Annotated in this window: 22 protein-coding genes and 1 riboswitch; of the genes, 16 read left to right on the top strand and 6 right to left on the bottom strand. The window is 65.9% G+C overall.

Features of this window, described 5'->3' with window-relative positions:
* Positions 1–7: 7 nt before the first annotated feature.
* The 5 genes from CSC94_RS19285 to CSC94_RS19265 all read left to right on the top strand — a co-directional run bounded on the left by CSC94_RS19285 (position 8) and on the right by CSC94_RS19265 (position 3,124).
* Positions 8–562, top strand: a complete 555-nt coding sequence (locus CSC94_RS19285) for a thioesterase family protein (protein WP_099308004.1) — start codon at positions 8–10, stop codon at positions 560–562.
* Between the two features lie 79 nt (positions 563–641).
* On the top strand, positions 642–1,268 hold the full coding sequence (locus CSC94_RS19280) for a 2-hydroxychromene-2-carboxylate isomerase (protein ID WP_099308003.1): 627 nt from the start codon (positions 642–644) through the stop codon (positions 1,266–1,268).
* Positions 1,269–1,386: 118 nt separating this feature from the next.
* On the top strand, positions 1,387–2,019 hold the full coding sequence (locus CSC94_RS19275; RefSeq protein ID WP_099308002.1) for a S24 family peptidase: 633 nt from the start codon (positions 1,387–1,389) through the stop codon (positions 2,017–2,019).
* A 7-nt stretch (positions 2,020–2,026) separates the two neighbouring features.
* The gene (locus tag CSC94_RS19270; protein WP_099308001.1) at positions 2,027–2,767 is read left to right on the top strand and encodes a thermonuclease family protein; all 741 of its coding nucleotides are present in this window, start codon (positions 2,027–2,029) and stop codon (positions 2,765–2,767) included.
* 48 nt (positions 2,768–2,815) lie between these two features.
* Positions 2,816–3,124: a polyhydroxyalkanoic acid system family protein gene (locus CSC94_RS19265; RefSeq protein WP_099308000.1), complete on the top strand. Its 309-nt coding sequence runs from the start codon at positions 2,816–2,818 to the stop codon at positions 3,122–3,124.
* A 9-nt stretch (positions 3,125–3,133) separates the two neighbouring features.
* Here CSC94_RS19265 and CSC94_RS19260 read toward each other — a convergent pair whose 3' ends face one another.
* A complete protein-coding gene (locus CSC94_RS19260) occupies positions 3,134–4,789 on the bottom strand; it encodes a lysine--tRNA ligase (RefSeq protein ID WP_099307999.1) in 1,656 nt (551 codons plus the stop codon).
* Positions 4,790–4,950: 161 nt separating this feature from the next.
* Here CSC94_RS19260 and CSC94_RS19255 point away from each other — a divergent pair, with 161 nt between their 5' ends.
* Complete coding sequence (locus tag CSC94_RS19255; RefSeq protein WP_099308027.1) at positions 4,951–5,364, top strand: tellurite resistance TerB family protein; 414 nt, start codon at positions 4,951–4,953, stop codon at positions 5,362–5,364.
* 94 nt (positions 5,365–5,458) lie between these two features.
* The gene (locus tag CSC94_RS19250) at positions 5,459–6,325 is read left to right on the top strand and encodes a sterol desaturase family protein (protein ID WP_099307998.1); all 867 of its coding nucleotides are present in this window, start codon (positions 5,459–5,461) and stop codon (positions 6,323–6,325) included.
* On the opposite strand, the gene CSC94_RS19245 is transcribed toward CSC94_RS19250, so the two are convergent.
* Positions 6,301–7,143 (bottom strand): transporter substrate-binding domain-containing protein, encoded by an 843-nt coding sequence (locus CSC94_RS19245; protein WP_245408413.1) that lies wholly within the window; start codon positions 7,141–7,143, stop codon positions 6,301–6,303. The two genes, CSC94_RS19250 and CSC94_RS19245, sit on opposite strands and share 25 nt — an antisense overlap.
* Positions 7,144–7,358: 215 nt before the next feature.
* Between CSC94_RS19245 and CSC94_RS19240 the strand changes: the two genes are divergently transcribed.
* Together CSC94_RS19240 and CSC94_RS19235 are read left to right on the top strand one after the other, a co-directional pair.
* A complete protein-coding gene (locus CSC94_RS19240) occupies positions 7,359–8,093 on the top strand; it encodes a helix-turn-helix transcriptional regulator (protein ID WP_099307997.1) in 735 nt (244 codons plus the stop codon).
* A 55-nt stretch (positions 8,094–8,148) separates the two neighbouring features.
* A complete protein-coding gene (locus CSC94_RS19235) occupies positions 8,149–10,158 on the top strand; it encodes a glycosyltransferase (RefSeq protein WP_133122936.1) in 2,010 nt (669 codons plus the stop codon).
* Here CSC94_RS19235 and ppk2 read toward each other — a convergent pair.
* Positions 10,133–11,047, bottom strand: coding sequence for a polyphosphate kinase 2 (gene ppk2 / locus CSC94_RS19230; protein WP_099307995.1), 915 nt, complete (start codon positions 11,045–11,047; stop codon positions 10,133–10,135). The genes CSC94_RS19235 and ppk2 overlap by 26 nt on opposite strands.
* A 280-nt stretch (positions 11,048–11,327) precedes the next feature.
* Between ppk2 and CSC94_RS19225 the strand changes: the two genes are divergently transcribed.
* Positions 11,328–12,395 (top strand): ATP-binding protein, encoded by a 1,068-nt coding sequence (locus CSC94_RS19225; protein WP_165784510.1) that lies wholly within the window; start codon positions 11,328–11,330, stop codon positions 12,393–12,395.
* A gap of 96 nt (positions 12,396–12,491) precedes the next feature.
* Positions 12,492–13,205 carry a phosphate signaling complex protein PhoU gene (gene phoU / locus CSC94_RS19220; RefSeq protein WP_099307993.1) on the top strand — a complete coding sequence of 238 codons (714 nt, stop codon included), beginning with the start codon at positions 12,492–12,494 and terminating at the stop codon, positions 13,203–13,205.
* Between the two features lie 300 nt (positions 13,206–13,505).
* Here phoU and CSC94_RS19215 read toward each other — a convergent pair whose 3' ends face one another.
* The gene (locus tag CSC94_RS19215) at positions 13,506–14,039 is read right to left on the bottom strand and encodes a GcrA family cell cycle regulator (protein ID WP_099307992.1); all 534 of its coding nucleotides are present in this window, start codon (positions 14,037–14,039) and stop codon (positions 13,506–13,508) included.
* A gap of 410 nt (positions 14,040–14,449) precedes the next feature.
* On the opposite strand from CSC94_RS19215, the gene CSC94_RS19210 reads away from it, so the two are divergent.
* From CSC94_RS19210 to CSC94_RS19200, 3 genes are read left to right on the top strand one after another with little or no spacing between them, the layout of a single operon-like run.
* Positions 14,450–15,628 (top strand): aspartate aminotransferase family protein, encoded by a 1,179-nt coding sequence (locus tag CSC94_RS19210; protein ID WP_099307991.1) that lies wholly within the window; start codon positions 14,450–14,452, stop codon positions 15,626–15,628.
* A 33-nt stretch (positions 15,629–15,661) separates the two neighbouring features.
* On the top strand, positions 15,662–16,585 hold the full coding sequence (gene argF, locus CSC94_RS19205; protein WP_099307990.1) for an ornithine carbamoyltransferase: 924 nt from the start codon (positions 15,662–15,664) through the stop codon (positions 16,583–16,585).
* A 2-nt stretch (positions 16,586–16,587) separates the two neighbouring features.
* Positions 16,588–17,565 carry an Hsp33 family molecular chaperone gene (locus tag CSC94_RS19200; RefSeq protein ID WP_099308025.1) on the top strand — a complete coding sequence of 326 codons (978 nt, stop codon included), beginning with the start codon at positions 16,588–16,590 and terminating at the stop codon, positions 17,563–17,565.
* A gap of 23 nt (positions 17,566–17,588) precedes the next feature.
* Here CSC94_RS19200 and apaG read toward each other — a convergent pair whose 3' ends face one another.
* On the bottom strand, positions 17,589–17,981 hold the full coding sequence (apaG, locus tag CSC94_RS19195) for a Co2+/Mg2+ efflux protein ApaG (RefSeq protein ID WP_099307989.1): 393 nt from the start codon (positions 17,979–17,981) through the stop codon (positions 17,589–17,591).
* A 276-nt stretch (positions 17,982–18,257) separates the two neighbouring features.
* On the opposite strand from apaG, the gene CSC94_RS19190 reads away from it, so the two are divergent.
* Entirely contained in the window at positions 18,258–18,872 is a 615-nt protein-coding gene (locus CSC94_RS19190) for a CDP-alcohol phosphatidyltransferase family protein (RefSeq protein WP_099307988.1), read from the top strand.
* A gap of 5 nt (positions 18,873–18,877) precedes the next feature.
* Here the strand turns inward: CSC94_RS19190 and CSC94_RS19185 are convergent, their stop codons facing one another.
* The gene (locus CSC94_RS19185; protein WP_099307987.1) at positions 18,878–20,065 is read right to left on the bottom strand and encodes an O-succinylhomoserine sulfhydrylase; all 1,188 of its coding nucleotides are present in this window, start codon (positions 20,063–20,065) and stop codon (positions 18,878–18,880) included.
* Positions 20,066–20,111: 46 nt separating this feature from the next.
* A riboswitch (SAM riboswitch) is annotated at positions 20,112–20,189 on the bottom strand.
* Between the two features lie 78 nt (positions 20,190–20,267).
* Between CSC94_RS19185 and CSC94_RS19180 the strand changes: the two genes are divergently transcribed.
* The gene (locus CSC94_RS19180) at positions 20,268–21,353 is read left to right on the top strand and encodes a 2'-deoxycytidine 5'-triphosphate deaminase (RefSeq protein ID WP_099307986.1); all 1,086 of its coding nucleotides are present in this window, start codon (positions 20,268–20,270) and stop codon (positions 21,351–21,353) included.
* The last annotated feature ends 64 nt before the right edge of the window (positions 21,354–21,417 follow it).

Genomic DNA, 21,417 nt, shown 5'->3' with positions numbered 1-21,417 from the left:
GCATCCCATGTATGTCTGGGCCCGCATGATCCGGATCGCGGCGACGCAACGCCGCCGCGGTCCCTTTCGGGCCGGCGATCAGAGCCGGCTCACCTTCCGTTGCCTGCCGACGGACATCGATCCCAACCTGCATCTCAACAACGCGCGCTACATGATGCTCGCCGATTGCGGCCGGCTCGACATCTTCTTCCGCTCCGGCCTGCTCAAGCTGACGCGCTCGCGCAACTGGGGGCCGCTGATGGGCGGGGTCCAGGCGGTTTATGTCCGCGAGATACGCCTGTGGCGGCGCTTCGAGGTCGTTTCCACCATCGAGACCTGGGAAGAGAGCCAGATCATCGGCCGCCACCGCTTCCTGCTGGAAGACGGCACGACCGCGGCCATGGTGATGACCACCGCGGGCATCTATGACTTTGCCAACCGGCAGTTCGTCCGCGCCGGCGATGTGATCGAGGCGCTCGGCTACGAGGACCGGCCGCGCCCGCCGACCGAGGCCGAGCGTGCCTTCATGGCCTCCCATGCCAACCTGCGCGCCTTTGCCAAGCAGGCCGGGTCGCCGGGATGATCGCCATCCTCCCTGTTCTTTTCCCCGCGGTGCACTAGTCTCCAACCCGTCCGGCAAACGGGCCGGCGAGGGAGGGACCATGACCACCGCAATCGACTACTATTTCACTTGCATTTCGCCGTTCAGCTATTTCGGTCACCGTGCCATCGGCGCGGTTGCCGCCCGCCATGGCGCCACGCTGAACCTGAAGCCGTTCCGGCTCGGCGCCGTGTTCCAGACATCGGGCGCGCTGCCGCTGGGCCAGCGTCCCGTTTCGCGCCGGCGCTACCGCATGCTCGAACTCCAGCGCATTTCCGAGATGCGTGGCCTGCCGGTGAACCTGAAACCGAAGCATTTCCCGGCCGATCCGTCGCTGGCCGATGCCACGGTCGCCGCCCTCGTGGCGGACGGGCGCGATCCCTTCGACTATGTCGAGAGCCTCTACCGCGTGGTCTGGGTGGACGAGGCCGATATCGCGGACGAGGCGGTGATCGCCGATCGGCTGGGCAAGGCCGGCTTCGATGCTGCAGGCGTCATCGCCCAGGCCCGCAGCGGGCTGGTCACCGGGATCATCGACGTCAACACCGAAGAGGCCATCGCGGCTGGCGCGCTGGGCAGTCCCTCCTATGTGCTGAACGGCGAGGTCTTCTGGGGGCAGGACCGGATCGACTACCTCGATCGCGCACTGGAAACCGGACGCAAGCCCTTCTCCGCAGACATGGCCTGAGGCCTTCAGCGCCACCGCAGCGAAACCGGGCATCGGTTCCACATCCGGGCATGCGCTATGGACAGCCAAGGGACCGCTGGCATAAGGTAAATTTTCCTCTGACCGGAAGGGGCCGATCATGCTTTCCCATGCAGGCGTCTGGGCAGCGCTGGATGCTCTTGCCGAGAAAAACGGTCTGTCGGCCTCCGGGCTGGCGAAGAAGGCCGGGCTCGACTCCACCGCGTTCAACCGGTCGAAGCGCCAGTCGGCGGATGGCCGCCCGCGCTGGCCGTCCACCGAATCCATCTCCAAGGTTCTGGTCGCCACCGCCACGCCGCTGGATGTTTTCATGAAATTGCTGCACGCCGGCGCCGGCGGCACAGCGCCCGCCCGCGTGCCGCTGCTCGGCGTGGCGCAGGCCGGTGCCGGCGGTTTCTTCGACGATGCCGGTTTCCCGGTCGGCCAGGGGCTGGATATCGTCGATTTCCCGGTGTCTCCGGGTGAAGGCGTCTATGCGCTGGAAGTGACGGGCGATTCCATGTTGCCGGTTTATCGCGACGGTGATCGCCTGATCGTCCAGCCCGGTGCCCGCGTCCGCAAGGGCGACCGCGTCGTGGTCCGCACGTCGGGCGGCGAGGTCATGGCCAAGGTGCTCGCCAGGCAGGGGGACGGCGAACTGGAACTGGCCTCCCTCAATCCGGAACATCCGCCGCGCACGCTGCCGCTGGATCAGGTCGACTGGATCGCCCGCATCCTGTGGGCCAGCCAGTAGGCCCGCCGTGCGCCTGCGCTATCTCCTCCTGCCTGTCGTCCTCGTCGCGGCCCTCCTTGCCGTGATGGAGTACTGGCCGCGCGACGAGCGCCAGGCGGTGGCCAAGCTGCCGCCGCAGTCGGATGCCGCCGGCCCCGCCGCGGCCGCGCCGGAACCGGTTGCCACACGCCTGCCGGAGGCAGAACCGGCGCCCAAGCAGGCGCGCCCGAACGAGGGACCGGCTCCCGCGGCCCTGCCGGGCTACGAGCGCGTCGCGCCGCGTCCGCCGCTCGGGCCGCTCGGCGCACCGGCGACACCGGCCCCGCCGCCCGATCCGTCGGACAGGACAGGCTGGAAGAAGCGCCTCCTGCATCAGCCGGTCGCCGCGGAGACCAACCTGATCGAGGCCGAGGGCCAGCGGGTACGCCTCGAAGGCATCGAGGTGCTGCCGCTGCAGGCAACCTGCAGCGTCGAGGGCGGCGAAACCCGGCCCTGCGGGATGATGGCGCGATCCGCACTGCGCCGTTGGATGCGCGCCCGGGCCATCGAGTGCCGGGCGCCGCAAAAGCCCAATCCGGCGATCATCACCACCTCCTGCACGCTGGCCGGCGAGGACATGGCGGCATGGCTGGCGGACAACGGCTGGGTGGCGAAGGCCCTGACACCGGACCTCGGCGCCAGGCTCGACGCGGCGCGCAAGCAGGGCAGGGGATTATATGCCTTCCGGACAATCAATTCGCCTGCGCCGTCTTCACAGGCCAGCCAATGACGCCCATATGCGGGCCAGAGAACCTCAAGCAGTCAGGACCCGACGATCATGGCCAAGCCCGTCACCATCACCGTCTCCCACGAACTGGGCCGTGAACAGGCGCTGCAGCGCGTACGCGACCGCTTCGACCAGGTCGAGAAAGCGCTCGGCATGGGGGTGCGCCTCGACAAGCAATGGAACGGCGACCAGCTCAATTTCTCAGCCGGTGCTTTCGGCCAGACCGTGACCGGCACGGTGGATGTAAGCGAAACAGACATGACCATCGTGCTCATGCTGCCGACGCTGCTCGCCGGCATGGCCGGCAAGCTGTCGGAGACGCTCGGCAAGCAGAGCCGCCTGCTCCTGTCGAAGGAATAGCAGGGCCGGTCAGGCCAGGTCGCCGGCCAGCGCCTTGCGGATCAGGGCCCGCATTTCCTCCACGCCATAGAGCGCGGTGAACGAGCCGAAGCGCGGCCCGCGTTCCTGCCCGAGCAGCACCTCGTAGATCATCTGGAAGAAGACCACCGAGACGCCCGGCCCACCGTCGGGGCTGGTCTTCTTGTGGTCCTGGTAGCGCTCGATCCCGCGTGCCACGTCCAGTGCCGCGTCCTGGATCGCCGCGCCGTCGGCATCCGCCGGCAGCGTGCCGAGAGAGGCTTCCAGCGCGCCAAGCGCCGCGCGCTCCACCTCGTCGGGGGCCCGGAACGTCTTTGCCGGCAGCACGAAATCGTCGAAATAGCGGATCGCGTAGCCGACGAGCTCGTCGAGCTTGGGATGCGTTTCGGCCGTCACGCCCGGGGCATAGCGCGAGATGAAGCCCCACAGCACGTCCTTGTCATGCGCGTTGGAGGCGCTCACCAGGTTGAGCAGCATGGCGAAGCTGACCGGCATGTCGCCGGCCGGCGGGTTGCCGTTGTGGATGTGCCAGACCGGGTTGGCCAGCCGGTTGGTCTCGTCCTGCCGCTCGTAGGCCGACAGGAAGGTGAAATACTCGTCCACCGCGCGCGGGATCACGTCGAAAAAGAGCCGCTTGGCGGTGCGCGGCTTCTGGAACATGTAAAGCGCCAGGCTTTCGGTCGGCGCATAGGCCAGCCACTCGTCGATGGTCAGCCCGTTGCCCTTCGACTTGGAGATCTTCTCCCCCTTGTCGTCGAGGAACAGCTCGTAGACGAAATGCTCCGGCGGACGGCCACCGAGCGCCTTGCAGATGGAATCGTAGACCATCATGTTCGGCCCGTGGTCCTTGCCGAACATCTCGAAATCGACGTCGAGCGCCGCCCAGCGTGCGCCGAAATCCGGCTTCCACTGCAGCTTCACCTGTCCGCCGGTCACTCGCTGGGTGATCTCGTCGCCGTCCTCGTCGACATAGGTGATCGTGCCGTTGACCGGGTCGGTCGCCTTCATCGGGACGTAGAGCACGCGCCCGGTCTTCGGCGAGATCGGCAGGAAGGGCGAATAGGTCGCCCGCCGTTCCTCGCCCAGCGTCGGCAGCATGATGTCCATGATCGCGTCGTAGCGGTCGAGAACCTTCAGCAGGATGTCGTCGAACTTTCCGCTCTTGTAATAATCCGTCGCGCTGGCGAATTCGTAGTCGAAGCCGAACGTGTCGAGAAAGCGCCGCAGCATGGCGTTGTTGTGATGGCCGAAACTCGGGTAGTCGCCGCCAAACGGGTTTGGCACCACGGTCAGCGGCATGTGCAGGTACGGCTCCAGCGCGGCGCGATCCGGCACGTTCTCCGGGATCTTGCGCATCCCGTCCATGTCGTCGGAGAAGCAGAGCAGGCGCGTCGGCACCTTGTCGCCGGTCAGCACGCGGAACGCGTTGCGCACCATCGTCGTGCGCGCCACCTCGCCGAATGTGCCGATGTGCGGCAGGCCGGACGGCCCGTAGCCGGTCTCGAACAGCACCTCCGCCGGGTAGCCCGTTTTCTCGTACCGCTTGATCAGCTTGCGCGCTTCCTCGAACGGCCACGCCTTGCTGGCCTGGGCGGCATGGGTGAGGCCGGGGGTGATGCCGAGGGACGGAAGGGAAGACGCGGTCATGGGGCGGTGGCGCTCCGGAAAGGCTGCTGGAGGTGTCGATTGGCGCGCGGACCCTGATATTGAACTGCCGCACGGTGGTCAATTGGCCGCTGCGATTTTGCTTGCGCGATGCCGGCGCACTTCCTACCTATGCGGCGGATTCGATTGAACTGGAGTTGCCGATGAGCTTGCTCGCGAAACAGGATGCCCTGGTCTATGTGATGGTGGTGATGTCGGCGGTGGATCGCTCCATGTCCGATGACGAACTGGAACGGATCGGCAATCTCATCAACACGCTTCCGGTGTTCCGCGGCTATGGCGAGGACCGCCTGATGGACGCTGCGCGGGTCTGCCAGGAACTGCTCCAGGGCGACGACGGCCTCGACCGTATCTTCGATATCGTTCTGGAATCGGTGCCGCCGCGTCTCTACGACACGGCCTATGCCGTTGCCGTCGAGGTTGCTGCCGCCGATCTCCACGTCGAGCAGGAGGAACTGCGCTTCCTCCAGATGCTTCGCGACCGGCTCGGCCTCGACAAGCTGACGGTGGCCGCCATCGAGCGCGGGGCCCAGGCCCGTTTCCGCACCAGCGAGTGAGCGGCCGACCGGGTCAAGCGAATGTGACTTGCCCGTGCGGACGCGCTGCGGGATGGCAGGTCGGACATGCCCTGATCCAGGATGAAGGCCGCCCATGACCCTGCCATTTCCCGAACCCCTGATCCGCTTTGCCGCCTTTGCCGCGGTCTTTGCCGTCATGGCGCTGTTCGAACTTGTCTCGCCGCGTCTGGCGCGGCCGGAAATGGCGGGAAGCTGGAAGGGTCGGCGCTGGTTCACCAACCTGTCCATGGTCGTCCTCTCCACCGTGCTGCTCCGCCTGGTGTTTCCCGCCGCCGCCGTCGGCATGGCGCTGTGGGCCGAGGCCAACGGCTGGGGGCTCTTCCGCCAGGCCGGCATTCCGCCCGTCGTTGCGGGCATCCTGGCTTTCGTCATTCTGGATTTCGCGGTCTGGCTGGAGCACGTGGCCAGCCACAAGATCCCGCTTCTGTGGCGGATCCACCGGATGCACCACGCCGACACCGGCTTCGACCTGACGACCGCGCTGCGCTTCCATCCGCTGGAAATCCTGCTGTCCATGCTCTGGAAGGCCGCCATCGTCATCCTGCTGGGCCCGCCTGCCGTCTCTGTCCTGGTCTTCGAGATCGTGCTGAACGCGACGGCCATGTTCAACCATGCCAATGCCCGCCTGCCGGACCGGCTGGACCGGATCCTGCGTCTGGTCCTCGTGACGCCCGACATGCACCGCGTGCACCACTCGTCCTGGCAGCCCGAGACCGATTCAAACTACGGCTTCAACCTGCCGGTCTGGGACCGCCTGTTCCGGACCTACCGCGACCAGCCGAAGGCGGGTCATGACGCCATGACCATCGGCCTAGATGATTTTCGCGGTCCCGTGACGGCGAGCCTGCCGTGGACGCTGGCGCTTCCCTTCAGGGTGGCCGGCTACCGCGTCAACGATGGCGCGGACGCGGCGGGTCAGAAGAAGCCGACCGGGAAATAGCGCAGGTAGAGTTCTTCCATCACGCCTTTTATCGCCAGTTGCTTGAGCGCCTGGTCCAGTGCCGGCGCCAGCCTGGCGATCTTCGCGGTGACCGCGATCCGGTGCCCGGGGCCGAGCAACGCCGGCGCGTAATAGGCGCCGCCGGAAAACATGCAGCAGGCGTCGGCCTCCTTGCCGCCCAGCCAGAAGGACAGGCGCATGCCGTCGGAGAACGCGGCGTCGGTCTTGCCCTCCTTCACGTCGCTCAGCATCCAGTCTTCCCGCGAGTAGGTCACCACCTGTGCCTCGGGGAACCAGGCGCGCAGCATCGCCTCGTGGCGGGATCCGGCCATCACGCCGGTTCTGTGGCCGGCGAGCGAGCGGGTGAGCGGCTCCTCCAGCGGCGCCTTGCGCCGGGTCACGAAACGCGCGGGAAGCGGGAAATACGGACGCGTCAGCACGATATCCGAAAGGTCGGCGCCTGCCGGCAGGCCGCTCAGCACCGCTTCCGCCTGGCCGGACCGCAGCGCCCCGGCCAGTTCGTCCCAAGGCAGCGCCTGGATCTGGCACGCGTCGAGGATGTCCAGTTCGCGGCAGAGGCTCTGGGCCAGGTCGACGTGAAACCCGGCCAGCTTGCCGCCCGAATCCAGGAAGCTGAACGGCGGGTAGTCCAGCGTCACCAGGAAGCGCACCCGCTGGATGTCGGTAAGCTTGACCACGGGAAGCCGCTCGTGCGGGTCCCATACCATCGGGAAGGACCGCGGACCGGTCTCGGCGGCCGCCGCCGCCATGGAGACGGACGCGAGAACGAGGGTGAGCAGGTATCGAATGGTCCGCACCGCCGCTGGGCCTCCTTGGGGATTCCGGCCGGCGGGCACCGGTCCGGGGGACGTCGTCAGATGCCGTGCATACCATGACCGCGGCAGCGGCGCGACCGGCGATAACGATAAACGCGATCACAACCCGTGATTTATGGAAAGCGTGTGCGCACCTTGGTTTAATCAACCTGCGCTAGTGTGTGGCGCCGACATATATCTTTGCGGGGGCAATGGATATGAACAAGAGCATCTTCGAGGATACCCTCGATCACGTTGGCCGGATCGGCCGGACGAACTGTGCACAGGAAGTCTGTGACACCCTGCTCGGCATCACCGGCCGTTTCGGTCTCGATCGCATGATCATCGGTTCGCAGGCCAATCCGCATGCCGAGCCGCGATACGAGCGTGAGCACATCCTGCTGCGCGGATGGCCGGAACCTTGGGTTGAACGCTATATCCTGCGCGACTATGCGCGGATCAGCCCGGTGGTTCACTACGTCAAGACGCACATGCGCCCCTTCGACTGGCGCGAAGCGGCCGCCGCGGCCGGAGAGGGCCATCCGGGCCAGGTCGTGCTGCATGAAATCGCCGAGTTCGGCATCCGGATGGGGATTTCCATCCCGCTCATCACCGGCGATGGCGCGTTGGCGCTTCTGTCGCTCGGCGGCGAGGACATGGACCTGTCGCCGGAGGACTTCGGCATGGTCACCCTCGTTTCAACCTATGCGATAGAACGGGCTATGCAACTGGTTGTCGCCGATGACGCCAGCCGCCCCATTCGCCTTACGCGCCGGGAGGCCGAGTGCATGCGCTGGGCCGCTGCAGGAAAGAGCGAATGGGAGATCTCCCGCATCCTCGGCATTTCGGAACACACCTCCGAGAAGCACCTGCTCAGCGCCAAGATGAAGCTTGGCGCGGCAAACCGCACCCATGCCGTCGCCGAAGCCATCCGGCAGGGTTACATTACGTGATCGCACCATTCGTCCCAGCCCGCCGGTCCTTACACTGGACCGGGCAGGAGCAAGGGTGCGGATCGTTTTGTTGCAGGGCCAGGATCGCGGGAAGGAAGCAGGCGCGCCGGCACTGCCGGGCAGGGGCCATGTCGTGGCCCGGACGGAGGCCAGGCGGTATCCGCAACCCGGCGATGCCTCGGGCCTCGACCCGCCGCCAACCGGCACTCGGGAACGGGATCAGCCGGCGGCCGGGCCCGCGTCACCGGATTTGCTCCATGCGGAATCCCGCCGCCTGGTCCGGGTCTTCGCGGACGCCGGCATACCGCCGCAACGCACGCTGCAACTGATCCGCAGGGCCCGGGAAAACGGCACCAGTGTCCAGGAGGAACTCCTGGCCCTGCCGGGCACTGACACGGCGCGCTACTTCCGCTGCCTTGCCCGGGAATTCGGCCTGCGCTTCCGCGCGGTCATCGATCATCGCCACGTTGCGGCCACAACCGGCGACAGGCCGCAGCTGATCTACCAGCAACCGGGCGGACGCCCTGAACGGCTGGTCTCGCCCGATATTTCCGACCTGCAGGTGATGCAGCGCCTGCAGGGCGCCCGGCAAGGGACAGTGGAGCATCTCACCGTGGTTTCGCCCCATGTCCTGCGCGGCGCGCTCCTGCAATGCCAGGCCGGGAGCCGGGTCGGCGACAGCGCCGGCAGGCTCTTCGTCCGCCGTCCGGACCTGTCCGCGCGGCTCGTGGCCAACACCTGGCAAAGCCTTGTCGCCGGCATGCTCCTGGTCGCCATTCCCGCGGGCCTCTTCGTCGCCAGCCAATCGACTCTTGCGCTCCTGCATGGTCTCGCCAGCCTCTTCTTCCTGTCCTGCCTTGTGCTGCGGGTTCTCGCGCTTCCAGCCGCGGGGACACGGCGCCCGGCGCCCTTGCTGCCTTCCAGGCCGTGCGATCTTCCCCGCTACACGGTCCTCGTCGCGGCCTACCGGGAAGCGCCGGTGATCGGCGAACTGCTGGTCCACCTCGGCCAGTTGCGCTGGCCCAGGTCCAAGCTGGAGATCAAGATCGTCTGCGAGGCCGACGACCGTCCAACGATCGAGGCGGTCCATGCCCATGCGCTGGCCGCCTTGGTGGAGGTGATCGAGGTTCCGCCCGGCGGGCCGCGAACCAAGCCCAACGCGCTGTCCTACGCCCTGCCGCTGACCCGGGGCGACTTCGTGGTTCTCTACGATGCGGAGGACCGGCCCCATCCGGACCAGTTGCTGGAAGCCTGGCAGGCCTTCGATATGGCCGACGACCGGCTTGCCTGTCTCCAGGCGCCGCTCTTCGTTCGCAATTCCGCGGACACATGGCTGACGGCCATGTTTGCCCTGGAATATGCATCACTGTTTCGCGGCCTCCTTGTCGCGCTGGCCCGCCGTCACCGGTTCCTGCCGCTCGGCGGAACCTCGAACCATTTCCGCCGCAGGGTCCTCGACGCTGCCCTCGGCTGGGATCCCTACAACGTGACCGAGGATGCGGATCTCGCCGTTCGTCTTGTCCGGCTCGGCTACCGTATCGGCGTCATCGCGCGGCCGACGCTGGAGGACGCGCCGGACCGGCTCGGCGACTGGCTGGGGCAGCGCACCCGCTGGCTGAAAGGCTGGATGCAATGCTGGCTCGTCCACACCCGCGCGCCGCTGCGTCTCGTCAGAGAAACAGGCCTGGCCGATTTCCTCGTCATCCAGGTCTTCCTGCTCGGCATCGTGTTCTGCGCCCTGGTGCATCCCGCCGCCTACGTCCTCGCCGCGCTCTACTGGACGGGTGCCCTCAAGCCGCCGGAAGGTCCGGCATTGGCCCTCTGGTATGGCGACCTGGCGGTGATGGCGGCGGCCTATCTCACGCAGGCCGCGCTGGGGTTGAAGGCCATGTCGCGGCTGGAACGCGCCCGGCAATGGCGCTTCCTCCCGGTCCTGCCGCTCTACTGGCTGCTGCAGTCCTGGGCGGCCTGGCGCGCGCTCGCCAGTCTCGTCCGCTCGCCGCACTACTGGCACAAGACGCCGCACCGCCCGTCTTCGCTCAGGCGTTATCCAGCCGTTCGATGAACTCCGCGCCCGAGCAGATGATCTTCTCGTCCGGTTCGCCGATTTTCTCAGCGTCCCTCTCGGGGAAATCGATGGTTCTCAGCACGTGACGGATGATCTCGATGCGCGCCCGGCGCTTGTCGTTGGCCCGGACGACGGTCCATGGCGCGTGTTTTGAATGCGTCTTTTCCAGCATGGCGTCGCGGTGCTGGGTATAGGCGTCCCACTTGGTGATGCCGGCGATGTCGATGGGCGAAAACTTCCAGTATTTCAGGCTGCTGTGGACCCGGTCGTGGAACCGCTTGAGCTGCGTCTCCTGGCCGATGTTCAGCCAGAACTTGAACAGGTGAATGCCTTCGTCGACGATCATCCGTTCGAAATCCGGAACGTCATCGACGAACTTCAGATATTCCGGTGTGGTGCAGAACCCCATGACCGGCTCGACGACGGCCCGGTTGTACCAGGAGCGGTCGAAGGTGACGAGTTCGCCGGCGGTCGGGAAATGCAGCACGTAGCGCTGGAAATACCATTGCTGCCGCTCGATCTCCGTCGGCTTGGACAGGGCCACGTTGCGCGCGTTGCGCGGGTTGAGAAACTGCCGGAAGGCGGCGATGGAGCCCCCCTTGCCCGCCGCGTCGCGGCCTTCGAACAGCAGCATGGCGCGGTGCCCGGTCTTCTGCATCCAGGTCTGCAGCTTGACCAGTTCCTCCTGCAGGTCCTCGAGCGTCTTGTCGTAGTCCTTGCGGTCCATCTTGTCGTCGTAAGGGTAGCCGCCGGCAGTCATCACGTGGTCCTTGACCCAGTCCGGCAGGTCCGGATCGCCGATGTCGAACACCCGCTGGTGGCCGTCGACCTCGATGGAAATCGGCTTCAACTCGGTTTCGCCGATGTGACTGACGCGCTTTCCCATTGTCATCAAACCTTCATTCAAACAAAACATGGAAGCTGATCTTTGCCCCAAACGCGTCGCAATGAAAACCGGGGCAGCAAGTCCGGCGCCATGCGCCTCAACTCCGAAAGGCTCCATGTTGTTTCCTCCCGGCCCCTGGCGCTCCCTTTTGTTCGTGGTCCTGGCAGCTGTTCCGGCCCTGCTGCTGGCTCTCACCGGGTCGCCGTTCGCGCCAGCCTCGGTCATTCTCTTGCTTGTGGTCGGAGCTGTTCAGATCTGGCGCCTGTCCCGGAATGAGGAGGTGCCTGACAAGACGGATTTCCTGCCCGATCCTGCCAACGACGAGGCCGCCCACGTCTTCGCCGATGCCTTTCCGGACCCCCTGGTGATCTTCGGCCGCAACGCGGAGGTCCGGTTCGCCAACCTCGCGGCGCGCGAGATCTTCGGCGAGTTCCGGCAGGGGGCCTCGTTCCGCCTGCGCTTCCGGACCGCGGAGATGATGGACCTGGTGGATGCCGTCCTGAGGGACGGGCGCACGCATTCCGCCGACTATGCCGAGCGCTCGCCGCTGGAGCGGCGCTACCGCGTGACGGCCACGCCGTTGCCGGGCGCACCGGGTCACTACCTCGCCACCTTTTCCGATCGAACCGAGGTCTGGCGCATGGAGCGGATGCGCTCCGACTTCATCGCCAATGCCAGCCACGAACTGCGCACCCCGCTGGCCTCCGTCTCCGGCTTCATCGAGACCCTGCGCGGCCCGGCGAAGGATGACCCGAAGGCGCGCGACCGCTTCCTTGGCATCATGCAGGACCAGGCCGACCGGATGGCCCGTCTGATCGATGATCTCCTGTCATTGTCGCGTCTTGAAATGAAGCCAGTGTTGCGGCGTCGTCAATCGGTTGATTTGCAGGCACTGATGGATCGGTTGATTGGCTCGCTGGCCCACCTGGCCGGCGACAACAGCGTCGAAATCCATTGCGACTGGCACGAATCGCCCCGGCTGGTCGCCGGCGAGGAGGATGAATTGTTCCAGGTCTTCGAGAACCTGATCGCCAATGCCTGCAAGTATGGAAGCGCGGGCGGCCGCGTGGACATCGACGCCCGCCCGGTCGAGATCGACGGCCAGCGATCGCTCGCCGTCGCCGTTCGCGATTATGGCAAGGGCATCCCCAAAGAGCACCTGCCGCGCATCACCGAGCGCTTTTACCGCGTCGACGCCGACGAAAGCCGGCTTCGCAAGGGAACGGGGCTGGGCCTGGCCATCGTCAAGCACATCGTGGCGCGCCATCGTGGCCAGCTTCGCATTGAATCGGAACCGGGCAAGGGTTCGGTCTTCACGGTGATCCTTCCGCTCGGTCAGAACCCGTAGGGGTTGCAGGCGACAAGGACCGGAAAACATGTTAGCCGGTTAGTGAGATCGGCTTGCTTCGGGAAGCCGCAACAGAGGGAGGAGTTGAAAGCGACCATGCCGGATTCAAACCATACCGTGCGCGCCTTCGACACGGATCTCCATGCCCTGTCGGACAAGATTGCCCAGATGGGGGGCATGGCGGAATCCATGGTCTTCGATGCCGTCTCCGCGCTCGTGCGGGCGGACGAGAGCTTCGTCGACGAGGTCCGCGAACGCGACGCCGTTCTCGACCGGCTGCAGCGCGAGATCGACGAGAAGGCCGTCCTGATCATCGCCCGGCGCCAGCCCATGGCGCAGGACCTGCGCGAGATCATCGGTGCCATGCGGATTGCCGCCGACCTGGAACGCGTCGGCGACCTCGGCAAGAGCATTGCCAAGCGTGTTTCCGCGATCTCCCGCGACAGCCAGCCGCGTTCCTTCTACCGCGGCCTGGAAGCCCTCGCCGAGCTGGCGCTGAGCCAGTTGAAGGACGTGCTGGATTCCTACGCCTCCCGTTCGGTTGAACGCATACCGGCGATGCGCGATCGCGACGAGGAGATCGACAGCATGTACACGTCGTTGTTCCGCGAACTCCTGACCTACATGATGGAAGACCCGCGCAACATCTCGCCCTGCACCCACCTGCTGTTCTGCGCCAAGAACATCGAGCGCATCGGCGACCACGCGACGAACGTGGCCGAGACGGTCTATTTCATCGCCACCGGCCGCCAGCTCGACGCGGAACGGCCGAAGGACGACGACAGTCACAAGGTTGTCTACGAGACCTAGGGCAGATCGGCTTTTCGTTGAAGCGCTGCGCGGTCGCGTTGTCTTGACGCAATTGCGGACGAGAAACCGGCCGCCATCGTCGCTGCAAGTGCTCCGGGCGGCTCCCGCGAAGGCGGGACCCGGTATTGCGTTTCGATTTTCTTGAATGGGGAAGGCGCTCGCCTGCGCCTCCTTGCCCTGGCGGTCCGGTGATCGGGGTCCGGCAGGGAAGCGCGGGCATCAGGGCATTCGACCGATAGGCGGGAATGCTCCACGAGCCGCGCCGGCGGGGCCAGGCTGGAGGCCCCGCGGCATAGGCGGTCAGCGGCGGTTGCGCTTCCGGTCGGATGCCGGCTGAAAGGCCAGCCGGGCGTGGTAGGCGCAATAGGGGCCGCTCTCGCCGGAGTCGTTGCCGCAGAAATGGAAATCCTCGGCCAGCGGATCGCCGATCGGCCACTTGCAGGTCCGCTCGGTTAGTTCGGTCAGTTCCAGCTTGCGCGAGATCGGCACCACGACCTCCGAAGAACGGATCACGGGGAGTTCTTCCACCATCACGTCCATGTCGTAGTCGGCCTTGAGCGCGTTGGCGCCCGATGTCATCGGCGCCGAACGCGGAACCGATGTGGACGGGCGCTGCGTGGCCGGCTTTCCGGCGGCTGCGGCCGGACGGGCCGACTTCTTCTGGCGCTGCGGGCTGGCGGTCGGGCGGCCCCGGCCGGACAGCTTGAGCCGGTGCACCTTGCCGATCACCGCGTTGCGGCTCACGCCGCCAAGCTGGGACGCGATCTGGCTGGCGCTCAGGCCTTCCGCCCAAAGTTTCTTGAGGAGTTCAACTCGCTCATCGGTCCAGTTCATGTTTGTTGCTCCGGTCGCCGCATTTCAATGAATCCGTCCGCGCTCGCCCGGATGACCGGGCGCCCTGTTACGCAACATTTAGGGTTCGCCGCACGAGATGTAGTCTCTGATTGACCGGAAACTACAATACCGGGTGACTCGGTGACAAGAGTCCGCCCTGCCGCCGGTTTGCCTTTTCCGGGTTTTCCCCAAATTTGCTCCCGCGGTGAGTCCGAAATGCGACAGTCCCTGTTTCGGACCCGGTTTGCGGGCCCCTGCGCAGGGCAAGGCCAGAGCAAAGATTGACTTCATGTCATGAATTGGGAATATTACGGAAAGGCCGCCCGGAGAGGCGGCTTTTTTGATTTTCCTTGCCCCGTGACGGCCGGAAACGGAAGGCTCTGGGCGCCTGTCTTTGGAGTTTGACTGCAATGCCTGGGTCTGCGCTGTTCGATACCTACGCGCGCATTCCGGTTTCCCCGGAACGCGGTGAGGGGTCCTGGCTCATCATGAGCGACGGCGACCGATACCTCGATTTTTCCGGTGGCATCGCGGTGAACTCCCTGGGCCACTGCCATCCGCACCTGGTCGCCGCGCTCACCGAGCAGGCGGGCAAGCTGTGGCACACGTCGAACCTGTTCGAGGTGCCTGGACAGCGCCGGCTGGCCGAGCGCCTGGCCGAGCATACCTTCGCCGACCGGGTTTTCTTCACCAATTCCGGTGCCGAGGCGCTGGAATGCGCCATCAAGACCGCCCGGCGCTACCACTACCAGAAGGGCGCGCCGGAGCGCATCGACATCATCACGTTCGAAGGCGCGTTCCACGGGCGCACGCTGGCCACCATCGCGGCCGGCGGCCAGGCCAAGTACCTGGAGGGCTTCGGCCCCAAGGCGCCAGGCTTCATCCAGGTGCCCTTCGGCGATCGCGAGGCGCTGCTGGCTGCCGTCGGCGACACGACCGCCGCGATCCTGATCGAACCGGTCCAGGGTGAAGGCGGCATCCGCCCGGTCTCAGGCGAGGCCATGCGCGACCTGCGCGAACTGTGCGACCGCACCGGCGCCCTGCTGATCCTCGACGAGGTGCAGAGCGGCGTTGGCCGGACCGGCCGGCTGTTCGCCCACGAGTGGTCGGACGTCACCCCGGACATCATGGCCATTGCCAAGGGCATCGGCGGCGGCTTCCCCGTGGGCGCCTGCCTGGCGACCGAGGACGCGGCCAGCGGCATGGTCGCCGGCACCCATGGCACCACCTTCGGCGGCAATCCGCTCGCCATGGCGGTCGCCAATGCCGTGCTCGATGTCGTGCTGGAAGACGGCTTTCTCGACGAGGTGTCGCGCAAGGCGCTGCTCTTCAAGCAGGGGCTCGCCTCCGTGGTCGACGAGTTCCCCGATGTCCTGTCGGAAGTGCGCGGCTCCGGCCTGATGCTGGGCGTCAAGTGCGTAATGCCGAATGCAACGGTCAACGCGGCGCTGCGCGCGGCGAAGCTGCTCGCAGTCCCCGCCGGCGACAACGTGCTGCGCTTCCTGCCGCCCCTGACCGCGACCGACGACGAGATCCGCCTTGCGGTTGATTGGCTGCGCGAAGCCTCCGCCAGCCTTTCGACACCGTAACCAGAACACAAGCAACCGGAGTGGAGCCAAGCCATGGCCGACACCATGCGCCATTTCCTCGATCTTTCCGCCGTCAGCGCCTCGGAATTGCGCCAGATGCTGGACAGTGCGCGCGAGATCAAGACGGCCACCAAGGCCGGCCACGGCCCGCGGCCGCTGGAAGGCAAGGTTCTCGCGATGATCTTCGAGAAACCCTCCACCCGCACCCGCGTGTCCTTCGATGTCGGCATGCGCCAGCTCGGCGGCGAAACCGTCATGCTGACGGGCGCCGAGATGCAGCTCGGCCGATCCGAGACCATTGCCGACACCGCCAAGGTTCTGTCGCGCTATGTCGACGCGATCATGATCCGCACGACCGAGCATGCGCGGCTGCTGGAACTGGCCGACGCGGCAACGGTTCCGGTGATCAACGGCCTGACCGATGACACCCACCCTTGCCAGATCATGGCCGATCTCCTCACCTTCGAGGAGCATCGCGGCCCGGTCGCCGGCAAGCGTTTCGCCTGGACGGGCGACGGCAACAACGTGCTGCATTCGCTGATGGAGGCGGCCGCCCGGTTCCGTTTCGACCTGGCGATCGCCCACCCCGAGGGCAGCGCGCCGGAGCAGAAATACGTCGACTGGGCGCGCGCCAACGGCGCATCCATCACGGTCACCAGCGATGCTGTCGAAGCGGTCACCGGCGCCGACTGCGTCGTCACGGACACCTGGGTTTCGATGGGACAGGAGCACCGCGCGCGCGGTCACAACGTCTTCCTGCCTTACCAGGTCAACGAGAAGCTGATGGCGCACGCCAGGCCGGATGCGCTTTTCATGCACTGTCTCCCTGCGCACCGCGGCGAGGAGGTGACGGACGCCGTGATCGACGGTCCGCATTCGGTGGTCTTCGACGAGGCCGAAAACCGCCTCCATGCGCAAAAGGCCATCATCAACTGGTGCTTTGCAGCGGGGCATTGAACGTGGCGGGGTCCGACAGGGAACTTGGCGAGATCGGCCACGCCGGCGATGACGCCGTGGTGCCGTTCCAGGTGGAGCCGCTGGACGCGCGCGGGCGCATAGTCCAGCTCGGGCCGGCGCTCGACTCGATCCTCGCCCGCCATGCCTATCCGCCGGACGTGTGCCTGCTCCTCGCCGAGGCGACGACGCTGGCCGTCCTGCTCGGAACGTCGCTGAAGTTCGATGGCAAGTTCATCTTCCAGACCCAGTCCGACGGTCCGGTGGACATGCTGGTCGCCGATTTCACGACACCTGACGGCATTCGCGCCTATGCCCGCTATGACGAGGAGCGTCTGGCGGAAGCGGTCGCGGCGGGCCGGACGGCGCCGGAGGACCTGCTCGGCACGGGCATCCTCGCGCTGACCATCGACCAGGGCGTGCACATGCAGCGCTACCAGGGCATCGTCGAACTCGACGGCTCCAGCCTGGAAACCGTCGCGCAGAAGTATTTCAGGCAGTCGGAACAGATCCCGACAGCCGTTCGCCTGGCCGCGGGGCGCCAGATCCTGCCGGGTGGCCACGAGCAATGGCGTGCCGGCGGCATCGTTGCCCAGTTCCTCCCGGAAGCGCCCGAGCGGATGCGCATGCCGGACCTCCACGGCGGCGACGGCGACGACGGCAGCGGCCACATGTCCGTCGACAATGCCTGGCGCGAGACGGAGGCACTGCTGGCGACCATCGAGCCGACCGAGCTGTGGGATCCGAGCGTCGGTGCCGAGCGGCTGCTCTACCGGCTGTTCCACGAACACGGCGCGACCGTCTACGAACCGGCCCCGGTCTTCGACAAGTGTTCCTGCACGCGCGAGAAAATCGGCTCTATCCTCGAAGGCTTCACCGCCGAGGAAATCACCGAGAGCATCGAGGACGGCGAGATCAAGGTGACCTGCGAGTTCTGCTCGACGCACTACACCTTTGATCCGAAGGAATTCGAAGGCAAGTAGCCGTCAGGCCGGTTGTCGGGCGCTCAGTTGACCGTGCGCAGGGTTCCGGGGATGTCCAGAGAGAACGCCGGGATGTGGACCTCGAAGTGATGGCCTTCGGGATCGCTCATCGTGTAATAGCCCTGCATGATCCCGGAAGGCGTCGGCAGGGGACAGCCTGACGTGTACTCGTACTGCCCGCCGGGTGCGATGATCGGTTGCTCGCCGACCACGCCGGGACCGCGCACCTCTTCCACGCGCCCGAGGCCATCGGTGATCCGCCAGTATCGCGACAGCAGTTGAACCGCCGTGTCGCCGTCGTTCGCGATGTGAACCTGGTAGGCCCAGAAGAACCGGTTGTCGTCCGGCTCGGACTCCTCTTCCAGGTAGACCGGCTCGACACTGACCTCGATGTTTCCAGTTCGAACGCTGTACATGGACGGCTCCGTGACGGAATCTCTGTCTCCAGTAATCGCTTTCAAAACCGACAGTCCCGCAAATGTGTGTTTCAGTAGTTGGGTGTAATACTGACGAATGAACGTGTTGTAGGCAAGGGACGTTTTCAACCGTCAATCGTAGCGACGTAAACACGGGGAAATGATTGTTTTTGATTTATGGCTCGCGGAAAAATTGAGCTATTTGTTCGATAAACAGAAACGCCGCGTCGAAATAGCGTCCTGACGGCCATGGTCAGGAAACAAGGGAGGCGCCCAATGCTGGACGGATGGATGCGTCAACGCATCGACCCCGGGCTGAGAGCCATGGCGCGCTCGCTTGCCGCTCTCGGCGTCTCGGCCAATGCCGTGACGTGGACCGGCTGGGCCGTCGGCATGGCCGCCGCGGCCGCCATTGCCGCCGGATGGCTGGGAACCGGCCTGGTCCTTCTGCTTGCCAGCCGCCTGGCCGACGGCCTCGACGGTGCGGTCGCGGCCATCAACGGCAGGACCGGCTACGGCGGCTACCTGGATATCGTTCTGGATTTCGTCTTTTACGGTGCCGTTCCGCTGGCCTTCGCGGTGCTGGATCCGTCCGCCAATGCCCTGGCTGCGGCGGCGCTGATCTTCACCTTCTATGCCAATGGCGCGAGCTTCCTGGCCTATGCCGTGCTTGCCGAGCGCCATTCCATGGAGACGGTGGCGCGTGGCGAGAAGTCGATCTACTTCACCACCGGCCTTGCCGAGGCTACCGAGACCATCGGCGTATTCGTGGCGATGTGCCTGTTCCCCGGCTGGTTCACGTTGCTGGCCTGGGGTTTTGCCGCCGTGTGCCTCTACACGGCGGCTGTCCGTATCATGCTGGCGCGGCGGGCTTTCGCCGGCCGCGACTGAGCCTGTCAGGCCCTGGCCAGCGCCTGCTCGATGTCTGCGATCAGGTCGTCGGCGTGCTCCAGCCCCACCGAGAGCCGCACCGTGCCGGGGCGGATGCCCTGCTCCAGCCGGGCGTCCTCGGTCAGGTTCTTGTGCGTGGTCGTCGTCGGGTGGGTGACGAGGCTCTTGGCGTCGCCGAGATTGTTGGAGATCGCGATGATCTCCAGCGCGTTCTCGAAGGCGAAGGCCGCGTCCTTTCCGCCCTTCAGTTCCAGGCACACCATGGTCGACCCGCCGGCCATCTGCCGGGCGATGATCCCGGCTTGCGGATGGTCGGAACGCCCCGGGTAGATGACCTGCGCGACCTTGCCGTGGTCAGCCAGGAAGTCGGCGATCCGGCCGGCCGTCTGCGTCTGCTGGGTGACGCGCAGCGGCAGCGTTTCCAGCCCCTTCAGGAGCGTCCAGGCGTTGAACGGCGACAGGCTTGGGCCCGTGTGACGGAAATAGTCGTGCAGGTTCTCGTCGATCCACTCCTTCGACGACAGCACGATGCCGCCAAGGCAGCGGCCCTGGCCGTCGATGTGCTTGGTGGCCGAGTAGACGACGACATGGGCGCCCAGTTCCAGCGGCTTCTGGTAGAGCGGTGTCGCGAAGACGTTGTCGACCACCACCGTGATGCCGTGATCATTGGCGATGCCGGCCACCGCGGCGATGTCGATGACGGCAAGCGTCGGGTTGGTCGGGCTTTCCAGGAAGAAGACCCGGGTGTTCGGCCGCCGCGCCGCGTCCCATTCCTCCAGCTTCGTGCCGTCGATGATCGAGACCTCGATGCCATACTTCGGGCACAGCGTCTCGGCCACCCAGCGGCATGACCCGAACAACTGCTTGGCCGCCACGATGTGGTCGCCGGCCTTCAACTGGCACAGGAGCGCGGCCGAGACGGCGGCCATGCCCGAGGCCATCGCCCGCGCGTCTTCCGCCCCCTCAAGCGCGATCATGCGCTTTTCGAACATGTCGACGGTGGGATTGGCATAGCGCGAGTAGATGAAGCCCGGCTCCTCGCCCTTGAAACGGGCCTCGGCCGCCTCGGCGCTGTCGTAGACAAAACCCTGCGTCAGGTACATCGCCTCGGACGTCTCGCCGAACTGCGAACGCAGCGTGCCGCCATGAACGAGGGTGGTTTGCGGGTGGAGAGGGCGTTTTGTCTCGGCCATCGTGTCAGCTTTCAAAAACAAAAAAACCGGCCGCGAAAGTCGCAAGCCGGGTTCCCACTCGGCCCTTTAGCGACTTATTTTACGTGGCTGCAAGCCGGCCGGCCAAATCACCACGGGATAACGGGCTTATACGGCCGCCGCTCCCTTGCGTCAACGCACCGTGACGATAAAGCTGTCCGGTCAGACAGGAGGAGTGGGACACGTGCGCCAGACCGGCATTCTGCCCGACCGGGACATCACCGACCTTTTTCGGACAGGCAGCCTGAAAAGCGCCCGGCCGCTGGATGAAGACCAGGTCCAGCCGGCCAGCCTGGACCTGCGCCTGGGCCACACCGCCTACCGCGTCCGCGCGTCCTTCCTGCCCGGCCCCACGTCGACCGTCGAGGCCAAGCTGGACCGGCTTCGCCTGCACGAGATCGACCTGACCGAGGGTGCGGTGCTGGAAACCGGCTGCGTCTACATCATCCCGCTGCTGGAAAGCCTCGATCTGCCCGAGGCGATCTCCGCCTCCGCCAATCCGAAGAGCTCGACCGGCCGCCTCGACATCTTCACCCGGGTGATGACGGACCACGGCCGCGAGTTCGACAAGATCGCGCCGGGCTACACCGGCCCGCTTTACATGGAGGTCAGCCCGCGCACCTTTCCCATCGTGGTACGGACCGGCTCGCGCCTGAGCCAGATCCGTTTCCGCAAGGGTCATGCCCTGCTTTCGGAAGGCGAGCTCATGCTGCTGCACCGTTCCGAGGCGCTGGTGGACGAGGGCGAGCCGCATATCTCCGGCGGCGGACTGGCGCTTTCCATCGACCTGATGGGCGGCGAGGGCGGCCTGATCGGCTATCGCGGCAAGCATCACACCGGCCTGGTCGATGTCGACCGGAAGGCCGCCCACGACGTCCTCGACTTCTGGGAGCCGCTGCAGGGCCGCGGCCTTGGCGAACTGGTGCTGGACCCGGACGAGTTCTACATCCTCGTCAGCCGCGAGGCGGTGCACGTGCCGCCCGATTTCGCTGCCGAGATGACCCCGTTCGATCCGCTGGTCGGCGAATTCCGCGTCCACTATGCCGGCTTCTTCGATCCCGGTTTCGGCCATGCCGGCGCCGGGGGCAGGGGCGCGCGCGCCGTTCTGGAGGTGCGCAGCCACGAGGTTCCCTTCATTCTCGAGCATGGCCAGATCGTCGGCCGCCTCGTCTACGAGCACATGCTGGCGCGCCCGGGCGCGCTTTATGGCGCCGACCTGAAATCCAACTACCAGGCGCAGGGCCTGAAGCTGTCCAAGCATTTCCGCTGAGGCGATCGCGCTTGACTTGCGACGGCCTGGCGGTCTCCCATGTCCGCAAGCAAAAGCCTGCATG

Source organism: Zhengella mangrovi, from assembly GCF_002727065.1.
Classification (GTDB): domain Bacteria; phylum Pseudomonadota; class Alphaproteobacteria; order Rhizobiales; family Rhizobiaceae; genus Zhengella; species Zhengella mangrovi.
This window is presented reverse-complemented; position numbering and strand designations above follow the sequence as displayed.

Bases quoted from the DNA above. Each gene is read 5' to 3' on its own strand.
- phoU (WP_099307993.1), top strand. From the start codon at position 12,492: ATGCCGGATTCAAACCATACCGTGCGCGCCTTCGACACGGATCTCCAT.
- CSC94_RS19260 (WP_099307999.1), bottom strand. From the start codon at position 4,789: ATGACCGCGTCTTCCCTTCCGTCCCTCGGCATCACCCCCGGCCTCACC.
- CSC94_RS19275 (WP_099308002.1), top strand. From the start codon at position 1,387: ATGCTTTCCCATGCAGGCGTCTGGGCAGCGCTGGATGCTCTTGCCGAG.
- CSC94_RS19265 (WP_099308000.1), top strand. From the start codon at position 2,816: ATGGCCAAGCCCGTCACCATCACCGTCTCCCACGAACTGGGCCGTGAA.
- argF (WP_099307990.1), top strand. From the start codon at position 15,662: ATGGCCGACACCATGCGCCATTTCCTCGATCTTTCCGCCGTCAGCGCC.
- CSC94_RS19250 (WP_099307998.1), top strand. From the start codon at position 5,459: ATGACCCTGCCATTTCCCGAACCCCTGATCCGCTTTGCCGCCTTTGCC.
- CSC94_RS19190 (WP_099307988.1), top strand. From the start codon at position 18,258: ATGCTGGACGGATGGATGCGTCAACGCATCGACCCCGGGCTGAGAGCC.
- CSC94_RS19185 (WP_099307987.1), bottom strand. From the start codon at position 20,065: ATGGCCGAGACAAAACGCCCTCTCCACCCGCAAACCACCCTCGTTCAT.
- apaG (WP_099307989.1), bottom strand. From the start codon at position 17,981: ATGTACAGCGTTCGAACTGGAAACATCGAGGTCAGTGTCGAGCCGGTC.
- CSC94_RS19215 (WP_099307992.1), bottom strand. From the start codon at position 14,039: ATGAACTGGACCGATGAGCGAGTTGAACTCCTCAAGAAACTTTGGGCG.
- CSC94_RS19280 (WP_099308003.1), top strand. From the start codon at position 642: ATGACCACCGCAATCGACTACTATTTCACTTGCATTTCGCCGTTCAGC.
- CSC94_RS19240 (WP_099307997.1), top strand. From the start codon at position 7,359: ATGAACAAGAGCATCTTCGAGGATACCCTCGATCACGTTGGCCGGATC.
- ppk2 (WP_099307995.1), bottom strand. From the start codon at position 11,047: ATGGGAAAGCGCGTCAGTCACATCGGCGAAACCGAGTTGAAGCCGATT.
- CSC94_RS19210 (WP_099307991.1), top strand. From the start codon at position 14,450: ATGCCTGGGTCTGCGCTGTTCGATACCTACGCGCGCATTCCGGTTTCC.
- CSC94_RS19285 (WP_099308004.1), top strand. From the start codon at position 8: ATGTATGTCTGGGCCCGCATGATCCGGATCGCGGCGACGCAACGCCGC.
- CSC94_RS19255 (WP_099308027.1), top strand. From the start codon at position 4,951: ATGAGCTTGCTCGCGAAACAGGATGCCCTGGTCTATGTGATGGTGGTG.